Raw genomic sequence first — 21,141 nt, forward strand, 5'->3', positions numbered from 1 at the left:
AGTTGCGGCAACAGGCCTTGGATGGTGCCCAGGTCATGGGCCGCGTCGGCGCGCACCTGCAAGGCGGTCTGCTCGTCCCGCAATGCCCGGTTGACCGCGATGGCATGCGCGTCCAGTCTGGCTTGCTGGTCATGGAACGCCTGGACAGCCAGCTTCAAGCAGTGGGCGGTGTACTGATCGCGCAGTGGGTCCGTGGATGCGCCAGGCACATCGGCCTTCGGACTGGCCGATTGCCGGGCCGCCGACGTGGCGGCCGACGTAGCCGCAGCAACCGTTGCCTGCCGCGCGGAATGAATGCGCGCGAACTGCTGCGCCTGCGCTCGTGCCGCGTGTTGAGCGCGGTAGGGGTCCGGGACTGTGTCGATGCGGGTGTGGCCAATCGGGTCGACGGCGCTGGAACTCATGGCAACTCCTTGCGTGGCCGTGGCGAATCACGGCGCATGGCTTGATGGCATACCGTTGTGGCATGGCGGGTCAGCATGGCGGTAGGCATGGCCAGCGGCTATCGCTGCCCGCCGCCTGCTTTCTGCGCGCGTCGCTGCATACCGATCCAGATCAACTGCGCCACCGACCCCACGAGAAACACCGCGAACCATGTCGCCAGCGCGCCTCGGACCAACGGAGATTGCGGGCCGTCGGCAAGCGGATGCGAAACAGGCAGCCGCGTCAGCGTTTCCGCGATGCCCGGCACGCACATCAGGAAAAAGCTGAATGAAAACCCAAGCTGCGACAGATAAGGATGCGCGCGGGACAGCAGGGGCAGTCGCGGCACGAGCAATGCGCCCGCCACCGACAGCAGCGCCAGGATGCCCAGCGCATGCCCGACATTGAACCCGCCCGAACTGGACAACCCGAACGACGTCAGCACCGCAATCAGCAAGCCGCCCAGATAGATCTTGCCGGCTCGCGTTGCGCTCTGGATGCCGCGATAGCGCGCAAAGCTGTATGCGCCTGCCGCAAGAGGCACCAGGCTGATGAGGGTGTGCGCGGCCCCCAAGGTGGAAATAGGATGTGGCATGGGAAGGCTCCTAAAAAACAACCGACTAGTTGGTCGGTGAAAAAGTTAAAAAAAAGCGCATCGTTTTGAACTGCCGATGCGCGTCCTGATGTGATCAGGTCGAGGCGGCCAACTGCTTGATGGCCGCGCTGGAAATCGTGGCGAATACCTTGGGGTCGCCTAACGCCCGCGCGGTCAGCATCGCGCCGTGCAAGGTCGACATGAAGGCTTGCGCGTCTGCCTCGGCACTGTCGCGCAGTTGGAACTGCCCTTGCGACACGCCGCCCTCCAGTACCGATGCGATCCACGCGGTCAGTTCGCCGAAATACGCGCGCACCTCGTCCGCGATCGGCGGAGGAATCATCGGCAATTCAGCGGCCAGCATGGCGCAGATGCACATGGGCATCGTGCCCTCGCGGATGCAGGTGGCCCAGTAGTCGGCATAGGCGGTCAAGCGCGCGCGTGGGTCTGGCACATGTTGGTCCAGCGCCGCCAGGCCCTGCCGGGCTTGCGCGCGGTGATGCGACACCACGGTAAGGACCAGGTCCGCCTTGGTGGGGAAGTGATGGTGGATGCTGGGCTTGCCGATATGCACCCGTTCGGACACATCGGCGTAGCTGAACCCGTGATAACCACCGGCGCCCAGCAGCAGCCGGGTCTGCTCGACGATCTCAAGGGCGCGGGGGGAAAGCTCCAAGCTCATGGGTAACAACTCTGGTCTGCTGAAAAAAAACGAAGCGCCGGGGCGCGCAGTGGCGTGGGATGGTTGAAGGATTCGCGTGGCAGCCAATCTACTAGTTGGTCGGTTACGTTGTCAAGCGGCGTCGCAGCCGGAAAGCTCGTGCGTAGGAGGGGGGGATGGATAGCACGGCGCCGTTACCGGAATTAGAAACTGATAATCTTTTTTTCAGTTATTAATTAATAACCGTTGTGCAAGTCGATATTATGCTGCTGTTAACCCGCTTTTCAGTTTCGTGAATTAATAATAAAAAACACGAATTTCAACATTCACTAACAGGTCGGCGACAACGCTATGTTGCCGTTTGTGTAATGAATGTAATTATTTGAGGGATTCCCCGGGGTTTATTACGGAACCTCTGACTTATTTGCACAGCAAAATAAATCTTTAGAAAGAAAATTGCTGTCCAGCGCCTCTACGATTCGTCTGCTCGCCGCCCAGCACCGTGATTTGGGTATCGAGACGTAACAACACCCCTAGCAAAAAGTCCGCCCAAGCGGGACAAAAGTAAATCGATTTCACGTCGATTTTTTGTCTTTTGGGCGTCGATTTCTAGTGTCCTAGACACGACGAAAACAGTGAGGCCCCCGTGGTAAAGAGAATCGCAGTGTGTGGCCTTGGTTATGTCGGCCTGCCCGTGGCAGTCGCATTTTCCAAGCGCTTTGATGTCATCGGCTTTGATGTGGATAAGCGGCGAATCGCGACACTGAAAGAGGGACATGACTGGACTGGCGAGATCGAACGTGACGCATTGCTAGCGTCTCCCATGACCTTCACCGACCAGATCTCTGAACTGGAAGGTTGCGACTTCTTCGTGGTCGCCGTCCCGACGCCCGTGGACGAAAAAAACAACCCCGACTTTTCCCTGCTGGTGCGGGCGTGCCGGTCCATCGGCCCCGTGCTGCGCCCGGGCTGCATCGTTGTCTTTGAATCCACCGTCCACCCTGGCGCCACCGAAGAAATCTGCGGCCCCGAGCTGGAAAAAGTGTCGGGCTTGCGCTGCGGCGTCGATTTCAAGCTGGGCTACAGCCCCGAACGCATCAACCCGGGCGACCGCGAGCACCCGCTGGAAAAGATCGTCAAGATCGTGTCCGGCCAGGACGAAGCGTCGCTGGAAATCATCGCGGGCGTCTACGAAAAAATCATTGATGCCGGCGTACACCGCGCCTCGTCCATCAAGGTGGCCGAAGCCGCCAAGGTGCTGGAAAACACCCAGCGCGACATCAACATCGCGTTGATGAACGAGATGTCGAAGATCTGCGACCTGGTCGGCATCCGCACCTCGGAAGTCCTGAACGCCGCCGGCACCAAGTGGAACTTCCTCAAGTTCACGCCGGGCCTGGTCGGTGGCCATTGCATCGGTGTCGACCCGTACTACCTGACGTCCAAGGCGCAGGAACTGGGCTACCACCCCGAAGTCATCCTGTCGGGCCGCCGCATCAACGACGGCATGGCCAACCACGTGGCCTCGCGCATCGTGCAGAACCTGGCGCGCGCCGGTCGCCTGAATGCGTCGACTCGCGTCGGCATCCTGGGCATGACCTTCAAGGAAAACGTGCCCGACATCCGTAATTCCAAAGTCGTCGACCTCTACAAGGCGCTTGGCAACTACGGCATTACCCCGGTCGCGTGCGACCCGATGGTCGATCCGGACCAGATGGAGCACGAATACGGCATCCAGCTCGTCAAGCGCGAAGATTTCCGCGACATGGACGTGCTGATTCTTGCAGTTCCGCACCGCGAAACCATGGAGACCATCTGGGAAGACATGCCCACCTTGGTCAAGAGCGGAGGCATGGTGTGCGACTTGAAGTCTGTGCTTGATAGCAAGCGGCTCGCCTCCGACCTCTTGTACTGGACTCTTTAAGTTCAGGCTCGCTATCCCTCACTACAGGAGAGACCCTGAATGACCGCATTTACCATTGCTCCGATCGGCACCTGCCGCATCCACACCCCGCTGCGCGACGCCGTGGGCCGCTACCCCATCAAGTTGCAGCTGGGCCGCAACTACGGCTTTGTGCACACCAGCGCCGAGGCGCTGCAGCAAGCGCGCTTCATGTTCGGCCAGGCCGATATTCCGGCCGACGTGCAGCGCCTGGTGTTCCGCCCGTCCAACGGCGAGCAGGCTCGCCGTGGCACGCACAAGCCGGCCGACCTGTACATGGTCGAGCTGTCCTCGCGCAAGCTGCTGACCATTGACGGCTACCCCATCCAGTCCAACTACCTGGGGCGCTACTTCAGTGAGTTCTTCGCCGACCGCACCCGCACGCGGATGTTCTGGTCCATGGCGCACGCAGACCGCCTGGCTGAACGCCGCGCGCTGCTGGACCAGGATCCGGTCTTCAAGGGGCTTTCCCAGGACGACCGCGAGCTGCTCGCCCGCATCGTCAAGCGCGACCAGACGGACGAAGAGATCGACGGCGAGATGCGTCAGTTGGTGGACCTGCTGGGCCACGACAAAGTGGTGTTCGTCACGCACGTCAACGCCTTGACGCCGGACAACGTGCCGATCGAACAGCGCGCCCAACTGATTGCCGCGGTGGCCGCCGGCGCGCAGCGCATCGGCGTGCCGTGCTATGACCCGACGCCGCTGATGAACAAGATCGGCCAGGCCGATGCGATGGAAAACGGCGGGCTTGACCTGACGCACTACACGCAGACCTTCGCCGAGCGTCTGTACGCCGAGTGGTTCAAGAACTACATGCGTCCGCGCATGAGCACCGCCACGACGCAGCCCGTTGTGCCCAAGCTGACCGCGGACGAAAGCGCCGAGCGCATTGAAAAGATCTGGGAATCGGGCGACCTGCGCGAAGCCTCGCGCCGGGTGCGCGACGTGCTGCGCCGCCATCCCGGCCTGCCCGAGCACACGCTGCTGTTCGCTCGCATTCAAGAAGAGCTGGGCGACTACGAAGGCTCGCTGGCGCTGCTGGGCAGCGCGGACGGCGCCGACGGCGCGCTGGCCACCGGCAGCAAGGCCGAGCAGGTGCTGATGCGCAATCAGTTCAAGCTGGGTCGCTACGACGTGGCGTACTCGCTGGCGGCCGGCCTGCTGGGCGACGAAATCGAAACCCCCGAAATCGTGCGCATCGCCGCCGTGTCGGCGGGGCAGTTGGGCTATGTGGACGAAGCGCTGGGCAACTGGAAGCAACTGTTCCGCATTGCCTCGCCGGACGAGGCCAGCGCGCTGGAAGCGGCCGACACGGTGCTGTCGCTGCTGCAAGCCAGCGGTGACATGGAAGCGGTGTTGCGCTGGGTTCAGGAAGTGCGCGAGGCCATTCCGTCGCATGGCCGAGGCTTTGCGGTGCTGTGGCGCGACAGGCTGTTGAATGGTGACCGCGCGGCGCTGCGCGTGCTGGCGTCCGAGTCGCCCGCGCTGGACGACGTGTTGGCGCTGGAGCTGGTCAAAGAGGCTTCGTGGCGCGGCTTCATCCTGGCGGCGGCGGCGTTGGCCGTGTCTTGCCGACTGGCCCAGAGCGAGCGGGAAGACATCCGCGCCTGGCTGTTGTCGCAATCGTCCGCATGGGCCGAAGAAGGCACGCGCGCCTTGGAAGAAGGGCGCTTGCGTGACGCGGCAGAACGCATCTGCGCGCACCGCCTGCTTAACCCCGATGCCTTGACCGCCCTGCGCTCGCAGCGCGCCTTCGAACGTGCCATGCGCCTGGGCGTGCGCGCCGCGCTCTTGGCGGGCAACCACAAGGAAGTGATCGACCTGACGGACATCGCGCTGGACAGCCAGGTGGAGTTCCCCGAGCTGGACACCATGCGTGGCCGCGCCGCCGACGCCCTGGGCGACAAGCAAACCGCGATGCGCCATCTTGAGCAAGCCGCGGCGGAAGAAGCCGCCCCGCTCAGCACGCAGTTGTACTTTGCCCGCGTGGCATTCAACGGCGGCTGGTTCGGCGAAGCCATTGACGCCTACAAGATGGTGCTGGCGCATGCATCGGCCGATCAAAGCGCCAAGGACGAAGCCGAGCGCCAGCTTGGCAGGCTCGGCCCGCGCGCCATCCGTGGCGCCCGCGAAATCCTGGCCGCCGGCGATCATCGCGGCGCCTGGAACCTGCTGGAGCGCGTGGCGCAGGCGTGGCCGGCCATGACCGAGGTCGAACACGAGAAGCGCCGCATCATCGCGGTCTTGTATGCCGAAGCGCGTGCGCTGGATCCGGCCAGCACCACCGAGCGCCTGGCGCTGGGCGAACGCATTCTGCAGCTTGTGCCGACCGACGCCATCGGCCTGCGCCTAGCCGCCGTGGGCGCCATGCGCCTGCACCGCTTCGAGCACGCCCTGCCTTACTGGCGGCGCCTGAAGGAACAGTCCGACAACCCGGCACAGTACGACCACTACATCGACCGCTGCCTGGTGTGGATTGAAAAGGCCAACCGCAGGAAGGCCGCATGAACCCGCCGCTGACAGCCGAGCGGACTGGCGTAATGTCCGACCTTCAATGGGTGCACGCCCAGTTGGAGGAGATCGTTGCGGCGTCGGTGCGGGTTCAGGTCGCCCAGGAAAACCTGCCGCGCGCCGAGGCGCTGGCGCGCGATCACCTGGAAGACTCCAAAGTGCGTTTTCTGCTCCTTCGACTGAAGGAGTCGGCGGGCTTGAACGAGGGCATGGCCGAGCAGTGGGCCACGCTCTTGAAAGAATGGCCGGACGATCTTCTGATCGTCCGCTACTGCGCGACTCGCCTCGTCAAGGAACGGCATGTCGACGAGGCCCTGGCCTTGGTCGACCGCCATCTGCCCGAGTCGTCCGAGAACCCCTCGCGCTTGTTTGCGCGTGCCAAGCTGCTGAGCGACATCCGCGCGCACGCGCAGTCGGATGCGCTGTTTCGCCGCTTGATCCTGCAACATACGGATCGCAATATCCGCGTCGAATTCGCCAAGCGCCTGCGCAAGCGCGGCTTGCTGCTTGAAGCCTATGAAGCGATCCGGCCAGTGGCCAGCCATCTGGCGCCGGGCAGCAAGGCGGCGGAACTGGCCGAGGGCCTGGCCCGCGACTACGCTTTTTATCGCGGCCTGGAACCCGAGGCGGCGCTGGCGGGCAAGGACATCAGGATCGTGTCGATGAAGCATGCGATCCTGCATTTTCGGAATCGCCAGATTCCCGAGCAGTCTCCGGAAAAGCCGATCTCGGTGGCGCTGGTTACCGGCAGCCTGGGGCCGGGCGGCGCCGAACGGCAACTGACGCGGCTGGCCGGTGAATTGACGCGCATGGCCGAAATGCCGGATCAGGTTCTGCCCGGCAATGGCGCGGCGCCTGCGCTGATGCGGCCGGAAAAGGTCGAGGTGATGGTCAAGCAGCACACCGAGCCGTCCGGGTCCTCCAAGAAGCAGGGCTTGGACTTCTTCCTGCCCGTGCTGGTAAAGGCGCAGATTCCGGTCACCGAAATCAACCGCTTGCCCGCCGTGTCGGTGGCGCATCAGTCCGTGCCCGACGGCCGTCTGGGCCGCCTGCTGGAACAGTTGCCGCCGCCCGTGCACTATGGCGTCACGCGCCTGGCGCCGGTGTTGCGCGCCAACCCTTTCGACGTGGTCAGCTTGTGGCAGGACGGCACATGCCTGTTCGGCGCACTGGCCGCGCTGCTGGCCGGCGCCCCGACCATCCACCTGGTGTTTCGCGGGCTGCCACCGAACATCCGCAAGGATCGGTTCCGCGAGGAATACCCCGAGCTGTTTCAGGCGCTGGCGCAAGTGCCTGGGGTGTATTTCGTCAGCAACAGCCGCACGGCCGCCGAGGCCTATGCGGACTGGCTGGGCATTCCCATCGTGCGTTTTCACGTGCTGTACAACGGCGTGCCGGACCTGGCGGTCAATGCCTCGCCCGCGGACGAAGCCAAGTGGGAGGCCTTCAAGGCCAGCACCAGCGACGCGACGGAAACGATTGGCGGTGTGTTCCGCCTGGAGCCCGACAAGCGCCCGCAACTGTGGATCAAGCTTGCCGCGCTCTATCTGAAACGACGACCGCAAGCGCGCTTTGTCATCGTGGGCGACGGCCGCCTGCACGACAACATCGTAGCGCTGGCGGAAGAGCTGCGCGTGCAAGACCGGCTGCTCTTGGTCGGCCTGTCGAACCACGTGGGCTACTGGTATTCGCAGATGGATGCCAGTGTGCTGCTGTCGCGTTACGAGGGCTTGCCCAACGTGCTGATCGAGGCGCAGCTTCTGGGCGTGCCGGTGATCTCCACACCGGCCGGCGGCGCGGGCGAGTGCTTTGTCGAGAACGAAACGGGGCATCTGCTTTCGGATGTCGAGCACCCGGACATGCACGAGGCTTGCGACAAGGTGGAGTCGATGATCGACCTGGCGCGCACCAACCAGGACTTGAAAACGCAAAGCCGTCAGCGGGCACAGAACCTGTTTTCGCTGGACGCGATGTTGTCCATGTTCCTGAGCCTGTGCGTGCCCGTCATGCCCGTCTCCGAAAACGATGAGCGCATCGACTACGTGCCGATGCAACGGATGCTTGCCTGAGGGGCGGCTTTGAGCGGCCGATCAGCGATTGCGCTGATCGGCCGTTCATTCTTCCTAGGTCTTAAAGGTTAAGGTTTTTATGCAAATGAACGTCCCGGCTCCGAGCCTGCGGCGCAACGCGGCAATCACCCTGATGGTGCTTGCCGCACTTTCACTGACGGGCTGCCAACTGCCGCGATCCGGTCCCATGTTGAGCGAGATGACGGGGGCGCACGACGACAAGGACGTCATCGTGATGCCCGCCTCGCGCGAGCTTGTGCAAGAAAGCAGGGTGCCCGACGTTGCGGACTTTCCGGTCCGCTATCGTGACCTGACCGAGGCGGGGTTTGACCGCCTGGTCCCGGGCGACGGTATCAACGTGAAGGTGTGGGAACGCGGTGGCCTGGGTGTGTTCGCGGCGGACCCGTCCGGCGTCAGCGACCTGGGCAACCAGCAGATCGACCGGGCGGGCAACGTCTATTTCCCCATCATCGGAAAATTCCAGGCCGGCGGTTTGACGCTGGCCCAGTTGCATGACCGCGTCGTGCAGCGCCTGGCCAAGCTGGTGGTGGGCGCCGACGTCAGCGTGACGCGCGCCGCCGCCGAGCGCGGCCAGATGGTGACCGTGCAGGGCAACCTGACCAAGCCCGGCATGTACCCCATCACCCAGACCGCGCAACGGCTGAGCAGCGCGCTGGCGCAGGCCGCGCCCGTGCAGACGAACCCCGAGCAACTGGTCATCAGCCTGCGCCGCGACAACCAGGTGGCGTCCGTGCGGCTGTCGGATATCTATCGCAACCAGAACAACGACATCCTGCTGCGGCCGGGCGACGTCATCACCGCCTACGATTCGCGCGAGTACCTGACGGTGCTGGGCGCGGCCGGCACGCAAGGCCGCGTGGCCATCAGCAAGCGCAACTACAGCGTGCTGGACGCGCTGGCTGATTCGCGCGGCCTGGACGACAAGCTGGCGGATCCGCGTTCGGTGTTCCTGTTCACGCCAGCGAAGGCGGGCGTGGAAGGCAAGCCGGACATGCTGCCGGTGGTCTACCAGTTTGACCTGACCCGTCCGGAGCAGGTGGCGCTGGCGCGTGAATTCACCGTGCATGAAGGCCAGGCCATCTACATTTCGGACGCGCCGTTTACGCAGGTTCAGAAGGTCTTGTCGGCATTCCGCGTCACCATGAGCGCAGGCTTCAGCGCCACGCGGGCAATCGACAGCGATTCGGGCGGCAGCTCTACCGGCGTGACTCAATAGCGTGTCGATGAGCAACGAGGACCGGATCAAGGGTTGGCGCTCGCGCCGCAAGGACAGTAGTTACGCGGTAGGGTCCGGGGTCGCCGCGTGGCGGCTGGACCCGGCCGTGCTGTTTGAAGCCAAGGCGCCGCCAGCCGTCTTGTTCAAGCCTTTGCTGGCGCGCCTGCAGGGCGAGCCGCATGACTCCGTGGCCGCCCGCCGGGCGGTGTACGAGGCCGTGCAGGCGGAACTGGACGCGGAGATTGCGCGCGGCAAAGTCGATGAGACCGTCGCCGATTTTTCGCGGCGCAGGCTGCGCATCATCGTGCGCCTGCTTGAGCAGGACATCCGCGCGGGTGTCGAGGTATTCGCGCCGGGCTATATGCCGGCCAAGCTGGTGGCGGAAGACCAGCGCCTGGCCGATGCGCATGCGCGGCGCGTGGAGCGGCGCAAGCAGGACGAGGCGCGTGACGCGCGTCGCCATGCCTCGCGCAACGACATCGCGCTGGAAGTCGAGCTGCCGCGCGACGAGGCCGCGGACCTTGAAATCCTGCGGCAACACCTGCGGGTGCTGCATGACGGGCATCATCCGCGCATGGCCGAATACCGGCCCGTGGGACGCACCTTGCTGGCGCTGTTCGTGTTTCAGTTGCGCGTGATCCACGGCGAAAGCCGCATCGCCCTGCTGTGGGCCCTGGTGGGCCCGGTGGTGCTGCTGACGCTGATTTCGTCGCTGTACATCCTGATGGGCACGCACTACATCCTGGGCATGGATGTGCAGACGTTCTCGCTGCTGGGCGCGACCACCTGGATCATGTTCCGGCAGATCATTTTCAGAAGCAGCGCGGCCTATATCTCGGCGCGCGGCATCTTGAACTTCCAGGGGGTGACGCCGCTGATGTGCGCGCTGGTGCAGTCGCTTATCTACCTTTCGATATACCTGGTGGTGTTCGCGATACTGATCAGCGCCGGCCACGCGCTGGGGTTCATCACCCTGCCGATAAGCTGGGGCGGGTTTGTGCTGTTTGTCGTGCTGATGGGATGTTGCGGCTCGGCCATGGGCCTGCTGTTCGGGTCGATTGCCACCTTCTGGCACTTCTTCCTGCGGCTGGCGCCGGTGATCGAGCGCTTCTTGCAGATCTTCTCGGGCGTGTTCTTCGTGTCGGAACAGCTACCCGAGCATCTGCGCCCGTGGATCCTGTGGTCGCCGTTCGCGCATGGCATGCAGCTGTTGCGCTCCGCGTACTTCGAGGCCTACGAATCGACCGACGCCAGCCTGGGTTACTTCCTGACGTCCTTGGTGTTCCTGATGGTGGTTGCCTTGGCGGCCGAGCGTCTGGCCCGTCCCAATATCCAGCCAATGTGAGGCACGAAGATGATTCATCTGAACGGCGTCACCGACGAGCCCTTTGCCTTTGGCGCCAGGCAGGCGCTGCTGGCCAACGTCACCCTGGACATTCCGGTGGGGCGCTATGCGCTGCTGTCTCCCGCGCCGGAAATGCATCGCCAGATTATCGACGTGCTGTGCAACCTGCGCCCGCCGCGCCAGGGCTTCGTCAAGCACGACGGCAACGTGTCGTGGGCCATCGGCCGGCAAGGCTTTATCCGCGGCAAGGCAAACGGCCTGAGCATGATCGACTTCGTCAGCGAGATGTACGAGATCGACGCGGATGCCACCCACGAACTGGTTGCCGACCTGATCAGCGACCCCAAGACCCTGGCCAAGCCCATGGAGCATTGGCCGCTCTACGCACGGCAGGAATTTTCGTTCGCACTGGCGCTGGCGCCGGCGTTCGACGTGTATGTGATCGAAGGGTCCATCCCTTTCGAGCCCTGCCGTTTCACCCGTCTCTGGCTGGCGCTGTTCGAAGAGCGGCTGATCGGCCGGACATTGATTTTTTCCAGTTATCGCCAGAATCAGTTGGCGGACTATTGCCTGAAAGGCTTGATTTATGAACGAAGCAACCTCCGGATCGAAGACGACCTCGACCAATGCATCAGCCGGTTCCCCCCAAGACGATCAAGGAATGAATCCGGCAACGCAGGCGACGACGTCTTCGGAGGCTTCGAGGACAGCCAGCTTGGCATCTGAAGGCGGGTCCGAGATCGAACGCCGCCGTCTTGAACGGCAGGCGTCGATACGCGAGCGCCGCCGCCACCGCTGGATCAATGCGCTGATCGTGATTGCGCCGGTGGCGTTCGCCCTGGTCTACGCGCTGATCATCGCCACGCCACGCTACGAAGCGGAATCGCGCTTCTTCGTGCAGGCGGGGTCGGGTCAGCAAGGCGGAGGAGGCGGGCCGGCAAGCCTGCTTACCACCGGCAACATGGGCGGCATGCTGGGCGGCTTCGTGGACGGCTGGGCCGTGGCCGATTTCCTGAAATCGCGCGACGCCATGCAGCAGTTGGATCAACGCGTGGGCCTGCGTCAATACCTGGTGCATGCCGGCGTGGATCCGCTCAACCATCTTTCCGAAGGCTCAAGCAATGACGATCTTTACCGTGCCTATCAGAAGGCGGTGCACGTGTCGTTCAACGCGCTGGAGCAGATCGACGTGTTGCGCGTCAGCGCGTATTCGCCGGAAGATGCCGCCACCCTGTCGCGCGCGCTGATCGGGCTGGCCGAGGAATTCGTCAGCTCGATGAACAAGAAGGGCGTGGCCGACAAGCTCAAGGTCAGCGAAGAGTCGGTGCGGCTTGCCGAGCAAAAGGCGCTTGGCGCCCGCGAGGCGCTGACGGCGTGGCGCACCACGCACGGCAATATCGACCCGACCGCCACGGTGTCGATGCTGCTGAACCTGTCCAGCCAGCTTGAGACCGAGTTGAGCAGCGCGCAGATCAATCTGGACAAGATTCGCGCGCTGGGCAACAAAGACCATTTCATGCTGAAGCCCGCTGAAATGCAGGTGGTAGCGTTGAAGAAGCGGATTGAGTCGGTTCGCCGTCGCTTAAGCGGCCAGGGCAACACGGAAGCGAAGCAGCTTAAATCCTACGAAGCGCTGAGAAACACCCAGGCCTTCGCGGATTCGAACCTGACCCTGGCGCAGCAGTCATACCAGCAGGCCATGACGGATGCGCTGCGCTTGCAGCGGTACCTGTCCATCATTGCGCAACCGGTGCCGACCGACCGGCCGAGCAGCCCGCGCACCGCCATCTTGTTGCTGCAAGCGTTGGCGCTGGGATTCGTGTTGATGTTCATCACCCGTGTGGGGATGGCGTTGTTGAGGGGGCTGCGACATGGTTGAAAACCCGGTTGAAAACCCGGTTCAAAATTCGGTTGATTCGGCTGGTGCTTCGGCTGTCAATCCTGCCGTCGCGGCGCGCCGCGCGCAGGCCGACGCCACCGCGCGGCTGCGCGAAGTCATCAAGGAAATCCTGGACGCCGACGACCCCGCGCGCGACATGGCCAAGCTTGCGCCGGTGCTGGCGGGCGCAAGCGATGGCTGGCGCGATGTGCGACGCTTGCTGGTTTCGCCTTACATGCGGGAAGGCCGGCTTGCGCTAGCCATTGCCGCGCTGGAGGTGCTGATTGCCGCCTACCCCTTGCGTGCCGATGAACGCCGCACGCTGGCCAGCCTGTTGGGGCGCACCGAGCAATGGGAACGCGCCATTGCCGAGGCCGACGCCGCCGGCGCGTTGGCGCCGGAATCCGCAGCCATGCATGCCGCGCGGATCCAGTTGCGCGTGCAAGCCGGCCGTGTCGCCGAGGCCGCCGAGGTCGCTCGCGCCACGCTGGACGTCGCGCACGCGGACCCCGGCGAAGCGCACTTCTGGATGCTGGCCTTTTCGCGCAACGGCGATGCGGCTGATGCGGCAGGCATCGCGGCGTCGCTGGACCCGAACAAGCTGCCGAACGAGCGCGTGGCGACCGTTGCCGTGCGCGCCTTGATGGACGATGACCGCGCCGAGGCCGCCATTCAGCTTGGCAATGCGGCGCTGGACGCGGGGCATGACAGCGCCGCCTTGCGCTCGTCGCTCGGCCTGTCGCACCTTCGGCGAAGCACTGAAGATGACCGCAAGGTGCATGCGCTGACGCACTTCGAAGCGGGCTTGCGCGCGTCGCCGTCCGACGTCAGGCTGCTGACGCTGTACGGCGAAACGCTGCTGCGCGCCGGCCGCTACAAAGAGGCCGTGGCGCCGCTCGCGCAGGCGATTGAACTGGCGCCGGACCTGGAGCAGACGCGGGCGCTGTATGCGCGCGCGCTACGCTACACCTTGCAGTACGACGAAGCCGCCGAGCAGATGCTGAAGCTGCTGGAGAAATCGCCCGAGAAGGGAATGTGGCAGCGCGCGGCCATCGGGGCCTTGTCACAGGCGGGCCGCAAGCAAGAGGCCGAGGCGCTGTACGACAAGTATGTGGCGGCGCGTAGCGAGCAACTGCCCGCCACCTTTCAGGAAGCCGTGCGCCAGATGGAAGCGCGCCTGGATTCCGCGCCCATTCCTCAGGCGCGCCTGGACTGGGCGTGGTCGTTGCGCGGTGATAAGGATATTGACCGCGTGGAATGGGAGCGCCGGGTGCGCTGGGGCCACATGATGGACCACCTGCTGTTCGACTGGCTGGAATGCCGCGAGGACAGCGTCGAAGAGGCCATGCAGGTGCTGGGCGAGCTGGACACCGGCGAACGCTTCTTTGCGCCGCTCTTGGCGGCCGGCCGGGGAGTGGTGGTTGCCACGGCGCACGTCGGCCCCATGTATGCCGGGCTGATGGCGTTGGAATTGCTGGGGATTCCGTCGCGCTGGCTGGCGACGGCGCCCAGCGTGGCTCAGAGCAGCTACGCCACGGCCTTGATTTCCACCGCCGACCAGACCGAGGCGCAGGTGGCCAAGGCCTGCATGCGCGCACTGAACTCGGGCTATGTGCTGTGCCTGGCCATCGATGGCGCGGCAAACCCGGCGGCGCCACGCACCACCTTCGAAGGGCAGGACGTCACGTATTCCAGCTTTGCGTCGCACCTGGCGCATCGGCTGGGCGTGCCGTCGGTGTTCTACGTGCCGCGCTGGGAAAACGGCCACGTGGCCTACACGCTGGAAATGCTGCCCGCCGCCAATCCCGGCGAAGACGCCGATGCGTATGCGGAGCGTTGGAAGGCCGCCTACTTCGAACGGCTGCGCGAACACTTGGCCGGCCCGCCGGAAGACCTGCGCGCAAGCGGCGGCATCTGGCGCCACGTGAAGCCTGCGGATCGCTCCGCGCAGTGACAAGGAGGGCGCGAATGCAGCCTGGAAAGAAGCCAGAAACGAAGACCCGAACAAAGCCTGGAATGAAGGCGATGCGTCGATTGCTGGCCTGGGCCATTGCGGCCTTCGCCATGTTGGCGGGCGGCACCGCCGCAGCCAGTGAATCGTGCGCCAGCCCGGATGCAAGCTGCGCCTGGGTCGCGTCGCTCTTGCAACAGCGCGAGGGCTACGGCGCCCGGGCCACGGGCGGCTTGGGCGGCAGGTTGATCGAGGTCACCTCTGACCAGGATGCGGGGCCGGGCACGCTGCGCGCCGCGCTGGCGCAAGCCAAGAAGGGACCCACCTGGATCCGCTTTGCGTCCGACATGACGATTGTGCTGAAGAAGCAGCTTCGCGTGCCGTCCAACACCACGATCGATGGACGCGGCAAGCGCGTCGCCTTGATGGACGACGGCCTGGGCGTATATGGCAGCCAGAACGTGATCCTGACGCATCTGACGATTGACGGACGCCTGAACCGGCTGACGCAAGCGGTGAACGTGGCCAATGGCAGCCGCGACGTGTGGGTGGATCATATGGATCTGTCGCGCATGTCCGACCGGCTGCTCAACGTGAAGAACGGCTCGACCGACGTCACGATTTCATGGACCAAGTTCCATAACTCGAACAAGGTCATGCTGCTGAACAACATTACGTCCAAGGACCTGTTCCACAACTACGACCGCGATTCCATCGCGCGCGTGACGCTGCACCACAATTACTTTTTCAATACCGTGCAGCGCAATCCGCGCGGGCAATTCGGCACCTTCCACCTGTTCAACAACCTGCTTGAAAATTGGGACTTCTACGGCATGAGCTTCAGCCTGGAAGCGAAAGCGCTGGTCGAAGGAAACATCTTCAACAACGACACGAAGCGCAAATGCGTCGAGCCGGAATTTTTCCCCACGGTGGAAGGCATCAATGTGAATTACTGCCGCTACATTCCCATCGCATCCGGACGCAGCGCGCTGGACAACGGCGAATCGGATCGTGGCGCCTATGAAAAATTGAAGGCCGTGCATGGCTACACGCGCGACTACAAGGCCTTCTTGCGCTTGAAAGACAACCTGTACCTGGGCGATGCCAAGCCCGTGCTTCAGGACTACCGCCCCGAGTCAGCCCCCACGCCGCCGTACTGCTACAGCTATGAGCGGCCAACACCGGAACTGGCCGAGAAGATCCGCAAGTTCGCCGGCAATACCTCGGCCGATACGCCTTTGCCGGCGTCACGCACCGGGGCGGGGTGCGCCGGGTAGTTGCACCTTGGCGTACTCCACCACCGCGATGTCACGAAACGCGCGGATCAGCGCCAGCCGGGGCGACACCCGTGACCAGATCAGCCCGAAGCGGCGCGGTTCGCAGTGTTCGGGCAGCGGTAGCGCCAACAGGCCCAGCCGTTCGATCGCGCCGTTGGTCGATTGCGGCAGGATGGCCACGCCCAGGTCGCGGCTGACCATCACCGCGATCGACTCGATGGCGTTCAGTTCAAAGCGTTCACGCGGCGTGATACCCACGCGCCGCAGGTAGTCGTCAACGTGGCTACCGCCCCAGTCGCTGCGCTGATAGCGGATGAACGGCTCGGCGGTCAGCAGGCTGTGCGGATGCCGACCCGCGTGGCGCGGCGCCGCCGCCAGCACATAGGGTTCTTCGCGCAGCAACTGCCAGCCCAGGCTTTTGGATAGCGGGTAAGGCGCCTCCAGGGCGATGGCCGCATCCAGCTCGCCGCTTTCGATGGCGGGATAGAAGCGCACCGAATGCCCCGGCTGAATCTCCACGTTGATCAGCGGGTGGCGGCTGACCAGGTGTTCCAGGATGGCCGGCACCATGGAGTTCAACGCGGTGTTGCCCGCGCCCAGCCTCAGCTCTCCCATCATTTCGTCGGATCGCGCCAGGTAGCGGATCTTCTCGATGCGCTCCAGGACCTCGCGCATGGGGCCGATCAGTTCAATCGCCTTGGCCGTCAGGTGCACCGTGCGGCCGGCGCGCGCCACCAGCGGCACGCCCAATTCCTGCTCCAGTTTGCGCACCTGTTGCGCCACGGCGCCATGGGTCAACCCCAGGCGGCGAGCGGCCTCGGCCATGGAGCCATGCTGGCCCACGGCGGCCAGCGTATGTAGGAAGTCGGTGTTCATAACGATAGATATTCTATCTTCTTATCGTAATTTGGCTGTCCCCTGACGCCGTGGCGCAGCGCCACAATGCCACCAGGAGACACCAATGAGAAGCAAGCTATTCGTGCCGGGTTCGCGCCCGGACCTCTTCGATAAAGCCATGGCCAGCCAGGCGGACGCGCTGTCCTTCGACCTGGAGGACGCCGTCGCGCCCACGCGCAAGCACGAGGCCCGCGATGCCTTGGCCCACTGGTTGGCTTCCCCCGGTTTTGCGGCGGCGCAGGCGCTACATCCCAAGAAAATTATCGTTCGCGTGAATGCGGCCGACACCCCGTACTTTGCCGCCGACCTGGGCGCGCTGGGCGGCTTGCCGATTGACCTGCTGAACCTGCCCAAGGTGGAAAGCGCCACCGCGCTGTGCGAGGCCGCCGCCCAAGCCATTGCCGCCGGCTTTCAGAATGAATTCCTTATCACCGTGGAAACCCCGCGCGCCTTGGCCAGCGCGGCCGAGTTGGCCGCCGCGCATCCGCGTGTGGCCGGCTTGCAATTGGGCCTGGCCGATCTCTTCGAACCGCTGGGCATCGACCGCTACCAACCCGAAACGCTGCGCGCAGTGATGCTGTCCTTGCGCTTGGGCGCGGGGTGCGCGGGCAAGTACGCCATGGACGCGGCCTACGCCCGCGTGCGCGATGCCGAGGGCTTTCGCGCCGAAGCGAAGCTGGCCCGTTCGCTGGGCTTTCTGGGCAAATCCTGTGTGCATCCCAGCCAGATCGCCATCGCCAACGAGGTCTTCGGCTTCAGCGCCGAAGAGGTCGCCGAGGCCGAGCGGATCGTGTCGGCCAGCCGCGAGCAGGACGGCGTGGGCGCCTTCCTGCTGGACGGAAAGATGATCGACGCGCCCTTCGTGCAACGCGCCCGCGATGTGCTGCTGGCAGCCGGCCGGGCCGCCTGAACCGGGCCAGGCCCGCGCCTGGCCCTAGATATCGAGTGAATCGCAATATGGAATTTGAATCCCCCGCCAACCTGCCGCTGGCAGGCATCAAGGTGCTGGACCTGAGCGCCTACATTGCCGGCCCCTACGGCTGCGCCCTGCTGGGCGACATGGGCGCCGACGTGATCAAGGTGGAGCCGCCCGAAGGCGACAACCTGCGCAAGTACCCCTCCACACTGGCGGCCGAAAGCCGCGCCTTTCTGGGCATCAACCGCAATAAGCGCGGCCTGTGCCTGAACCTGAAGGACGAGGCCGGCCACGAGGTGCTGCTTCGGCTGGTGCGTGAGGCCGATGTGCTGGTCCATAACTTCCGGCCGGGCGTGCCGGAACGGCTGCGGATCGACTTCGCCACCCTGTCGGCCGTGAACCCCCGCCTGATCTATTGCGCCATGACGGGCTACGGCGCGGTCGGCCCCATGGCGCGCCATGCGGGTTACGACCAGGTGCTGCAATCGATGACGGGCATGTGCGCCGCGCAGGCCAAGGCCGACGGCCCGCCCGAAGTGTTGTACGGATCGGTGGTGGACTATTACGGCGCCGCGTTGATCTCGAACAGCGTGTCGGCGGCGCTCTACCAGCGCGAGAAAACGGGCCAGGGCCAGGCCATCGAGGTATCGCTTCTGGGCAGCGCGCTGGCCATGCAATCGGCCCGCCTGGTGTGGGCCGAGGGCGAGCCGCGTCATCTTGAGCGCGACATGCGCTCGGGCGGTATCACGGGCATCCATCCCACGCGCGAAGGCCATCTGTATTTGTCGGCCAACACGCCGCATTTCTGGCGCGCCCTGTGCGGCCATCTGGACCTGGCGGACCTGGCCGACCACCCCGACTACGACACCGTCAAGAAGCGCGCGGCGCAGGCGGCCGTGCTGGTGCCGCTGGTGCGCCAGGCCTTGTCGCGCGCGTCGGCCCGCGAATGGGCCGAGCGCTTTGGCCAGAGCGTGCCTTGCGCCGAGGTGCGTCCGGTGGAAGACATGTTCGACCACCCGCAGGTGCAAGCCATGGGGCTGATGCGCCCGTATCACAGCAAGCAGGCGGGCAACTATCTGGGCCTGGCGCAATGGGCGCATTTCGGTGCGTCCGGCCAGGCCGCTGCCAGCGAAGGCAAGACCACCGAAGCGGTCACCGAGAACGCCACGGGAAGCACCAACGACAGCACCAACGACAGCGCCACCGGCCGCGCCGCGCCCAGTTTGGGGGAACACAGCGAAAAAATACTGTCCACCCTGGGATACACCGAGCAGGAAATCGAGCAATTAATGCAATCCGCTGTGGTGCAATAAGCCGTAACAAAACGATAGCAAAATTCGTCCGTGACAGGACGAGGAGACAGCAGTCATGAATCAAGCACGCCGCTACGGGCATCGGCCGGAAGGATCGAATTGGGGGGACTTCGGGCATGACGACCAGCTCGGCACCCTTAATTACCTGGACAGCCAGGCGCGCTTGGCCGCTGTTGCCGAAATTCAGACCGGCCTGTCGTTTTCCTTGAGCCTGCCGCTGACGGTGCCGCGCGCACCCGTGCTCAACCCGCGCCGCAAGGGGCCGGTGATCCAGCCCGCCGAAAAGAATGGCGTGCCGGTCTACCGCTACCCCTTGGCGCGCGACGTGCCCGGCGCCACCGACGTTGTCAGCGATGACCGCGTCACCCTGTCGCCGCAGTACTCCACGCAATGGGACGCGCTGGGCCATGTGGGGTCGATGTACGACGCGCATGGCACCGGCCAGGCGCAGCCCACCGGCTACAACGGCTTTACCGTCAGCGAACCTCAATCCGAAAATTTCAGCGGCACCCAAGACCTGTCCATCGCGCCGATGGCGCGTCACGGCATCCAGGGCCGTGGCGTGATGGTGGACCTGCGCGCCCGCTTTGGCGACGCGCACCGCAAGGTGTCCTACCGCGACCTGATGGACGTGATGCAGGCCGATGGCGTGCAGGTGCGGCCGGGCGACGTGCTGTGCCTGCACACGGGCCTGGCCGATCTGGCGCTGACCTTGGGCGACGACGAACAAGACCGGCTCAAGACCAGTTGCTGCGTGCTGGATGGCGCGGACGCGCAACTGCTGGCGTGGATCAAGGAGAGCCGCATCGCGGCCATCGCCGCCGACAACCACGCCGTGGAACTGCGCAACCATCACCTGGATACGGGCACGGGGCCGCTGCTGCCCCTGCACGAACAATGCCTGTTCAAGCTGGGCCTGCCGCTGGGCGAGCTTTGGCACCTGACCCCGCTGGCGCAATGGTTGCGCCAGCATGGCCGACACGCTTTTTTCCTGACCGCCGCACCCATGTACGTGCCCGGTCTGGTGGGCGCGCCGGTCAACCCCATCGCGACCGTCTGACTTTGCCAGGCGGATCGCGCCACGATTCCATGATCCATTTCACATCCCCGTAGGGGGGACTTGAGGAGCACACATGAAGAAAACCTACATCGCGGCCCTGGCTGCCACCATTGGCCTGACCAGCGCGTTGGGCACGGCTCACGCCGCCGGCTATCCCGAGCAACCCATCACCATGGTGGTGCCGTACTCCGCCGGTGGCGGCGCCGACAACGCCGCGCGCATCATCGCGCAAGGCATGGGCGAAGTGGCCGGCCAAAGCGTGGTCATCGAAAACAAGGGTGGCGCCAGCGGCGCTATCGGCGCGGCCTACGTGGCGCGTGCGAAGCCGGACGGCTACACGGTGCTGTTCGATGCATCCGCTTTCGCGATCAACCCAGCGCTGCGCAAGCTGCCCTACGACGTGAAAAAGGACTTCGTGCCGGTCTCGCAGGCCGTCAGCGTGCCGAACATCCTGGTGGCGGCGCCCGGCTCGGCCTTCAACAACCTGCCTGACTTCATCAGCGCCGCGCGCGCCAACCCGGGCCGCTACACGTTTGCGTCCTACGGCCCGGGCAGCCTGGCGCAGATGGCCGCCGAACTGCTGAAGAAAGACGCCGGCATCGACGTGGTGCACGTGCCGTACAAGGGCGGCGCGCCGGCCATCGTTGACGTCATGGGCGGGCAGGTCGACGTCTATTTCGCCAACGCCGCGTCCAGCCTGAACTACGTCAGCGGCGGCAAGCTGAAGGCGCTGGCGGTATCGTCGGCCAAGCGCATGCCCGAACTGCCGAACGTGGCTACCGTGGGCGAAGCCGGCATCAAGGACTTTGATGTGGCCGAGTGGAACGGCTTGTTCCTGCCCGCCGGCACCGACCCCGCCGTGGTGGCCAAGCTGCAAGACCTGGTGCAAAAAGCGCTGGCCCGCCCCGACACCCGCGAAAAGCTCGCCAAGCTGGGCCTGACCCCCGTGGGCAGCAGCGCAGCCGACTTCGCCAAGTTCGTCGACGCCGAACAAGTGCGCTGGGCCGAGGTCGTGAAAGCCAATAACATCACGGTGAATTGATCGACAGGGGGCGCGGGCGG

16 protein-coding genes are annotated in these 21,141 nt (G+C 64.6%); 13 read left to right on the forward strand and 3 right to left on the reverse strand.

Annotated features, from left to right (window positions below; all coding sequences use genetic code 11):
- Nucleotides 1-502: 502 nt before the first annotated feature.
- Nucleotides 503-1,018 (reverse strand): hypothetical protein, encoded by a 516-nt coding sequence (locus M2361_RS26280; RefSeq protein WP_259252734.1) that lies wholly within the window; start codon nucleotides 1,016-1,018, stop codon nucleotides 503-505.
- Nucleotides 1,019-1,112: 94 nt separating this feature from the next.
- Nucleotides 1,113-1,700 (reverse strand): TetR/AcrR family transcriptional regulator, encoded by a 588-nt coding sequence (locus tag M2361_RS26285; RefSeq protein ID WP_259252735.1) that lies wholly within the window; start codon nucleotides 1,698-1,700, stop codon nucleotides 1,113-1,115.
- 643 nt (nucleotides 1,701-2,343) lie between these two features.
- Here M2361_RS26285 and M2361_RS26290 point away from each other — a divergent pair.
- The 9 genes from M2361_RS26290 to M2361_RS26330 all read left to right on the forward strand — a co-directional run bounded on the left by M2361_RS26290 (nucleotide 2,344) and on the right by M2361_RS26330 (nucleotide 15,893).
- A complete protein-coding gene (locus tag M2361_RS26290) occupies nucleotides 2,344-3,603 on the forward strand; it encodes a nucleotide sugar dehydrogenase (protein ID WP_100853466.1) in 1,260 nt (419 codons plus the stop codon).
- Between the two features lie 39 nt (nucleotides 3,604-3,642).
- The gene (locus M2361_RS26295) at nucleotides 3,643-6,132 is read left to right on the forward strand and encodes a hypothetical protein (RefSeq protein ID WP_259252736.1); all 2,490 of its coding nucleotides are present in this window, start codon (nucleotides 3,643-3,645) and stop codon (nucleotides 6,130-6,132) included.
- Nucleotides 6,129-8,204 (forward strand): glycosyltransferase, encoded by a 2,076-nt coding sequence (locus tag M2361_RS26300; RefSeq protein ID WP_259252737.1) that lies wholly within the window; start codon nucleotides 6,129-6,131, stop codon nucleotides 8,202-8,204. The genes M2361_RS26295 and M2361_RS26300 overlap by 4 nt, the downstream gene beginning before the upstream one ends.
- A gap of 79 nt (nucleotides 8,205-8,283) precedes the next feature.
- Nucleotides 8,284-9,441 carry a polysaccharide biosynthesis/export family protein gene (locus M2361_RS26305; protein ID WP_259252738.1) on the forward strand — a complete coding sequence of 386 codons (1,158 nt, stop codon included), beginning with the start codon at nucleotides 8,284-8,286 and terminating at the stop codon, nucleotides 9,439-9,441.
- Between the two features lie 7 nt (nucleotides 9,442-9,448).
- On the forward strand, nucleotides 9,449-10,786 hold the full coding sequence (locus tag M2361_RS26310) for an ABC transporter permease (RefSeq protein ID WP_259252739.1): 1,338 nt from the start codon (nucleotides 9,449-9,451) through the stop codon (nucleotides 10,784-10,786).
- Nucleotides 10,787-10,795: 9 nt separating this feature from the next.
- Nucleotides 10,796-11,512 (forward strand): ATPase, encoded by a 717-nt coding sequence (locus M2361_RS26315; protein WP_100853461.1) that lies wholly within the window; start codon nucleotides 10,796-10,798, stop codon nucleotides 11,510-11,512.
- Nucleotides 11,448-12,665 (forward strand): sugar ABC transporter, encoded by a 1,218-nt coding sequence (locus M2361_RS26320; protein WP_259252740.1) that lies wholly within the window; start codon nucleotides 11,448-11,450, stop codon nucleotides 12,663-12,665. Before M2361_RS26315 ends, M2361_RS26320 begins: the two co-directional genes overlap by 65 nt.
- Nucleotides 12,658-14,619: a tetratricopeptide repeat protein gene (locus tag M2361_RS26325; protein ID WP_259252741.1), complete on the forward strand. Its 1,962-nt coding sequence runs from the start codon at nucleotides 12,658-12,660 to the stop codon at nucleotides 14,617-14,619. The genes M2361_RS26320 and M2361_RS26325 overlap by 8 nt, the downstream gene beginning before the upstream one ends.
- A 71-nt stretch (nucleotides 14,620-14,690) precedes the next feature.
- The gene (locus M2361_RS26330; RefSeq protein ID WP_404976455.1) at nucleotides 14,691-15,893 is read left to right on the forward strand and encodes a polysaccharide lyase family 1 protein; all 1,203 of its coding nucleotides are present in this window, start codon (nucleotides 14,691-14,693) and stop codon (nucleotides 15,891-15,893) included.
- Here M2361_RS26330 and M2361_RS26335 read toward each other — a convergent pair.
- Complete coding sequence (locus M2361_RS26335; protein ID WP_259252743.1) at nucleotides 15,864-16,769, reverse strand: LysR family transcriptional regulator; 906 nt, start codon at nucleotides 16,767-16,769, stop codon at nucleotides 15,864-15,866. The genes M2361_RS26330 and M2361_RS26335 overlap by 30 nt on opposite strands.
- Before the next feature lie 85 nt (nucleotides 16,770-16,854).
- Here M2361_RS26335 and M2361_RS26340 point away from each other — a divergent pair, with 85 nt between their 5' ends.
- The 4 genes from M2361_RS26340 (at nucleotide 16,855) to M2361_RS26355 (ending at nucleotide 21,121) form a co-directional block, all read left to right on the forward strand.
- Nucleotides 16,855-17,700 carry a CoA ester lyase gene (locus M2361_RS26340; RefSeq protein WP_259252744.1) on the forward strand — a complete coding sequence of 282 codons (846 nt, stop codon included), beginning with the start codon at nucleotides 16,855-16,857 and terminating at the stop codon, nucleotides 17,698-17,700.
- A 47-nt stretch (nucleotides 17,701-17,747) separates the two neighbouring features.
- On the forward strand, nucleotides 17,748-19,019 hold the full coding sequence (locus M2361_RS26345) for a CaiB/BaiF CoA-transferase family protein (RefSeq protein ID WP_259252745.1): 1,272 nt from the start codon (nucleotides 17,748-17,750) through the stop codon (nucleotides 19,017-19,019).
- Between the two features lie 55 nt (nucleotides 19,020-19,074).
- On the forward strand, nucleotides 19,075-20,079 hold the full coding sequence (locus M2361_RS26350; RefSeq protein WP_259252746.1) for a cyclase family protein: 1,005 nt from the start codon (nucleotides 19,075-19,077) through the stop codon (nucleotides 20,077-20,079).
- Nucleotides 20,080-20,152: 73 nt separating this feature from the next.
- Nucleotides 20,153-21,121, forward strand: coding sequence for a tripartite tricarboxylate transporter substrate binding protein (locus tag M2361_RS26355; protein WP_259252747.1), 969 nt, complete (start codon nucleotides 20,153-20,155; stop codon nucleotides 21,119-21,121).
- Nucleotides 21,122-21,141 lie beyond the last annotated feature (20 nt).

Origin of the sequence: Achromobacter sp. JUb104 (assembly GCF_024806975.1) — a bacterium.
In the GTDB taxonomy this organism is placed as follows: Bacteria; Pseudomonadota; Gammaproteobacteria; order Burkholderiales; family Burkholderiaceae_B; genus Achromobacter; species Achromobacter spanius.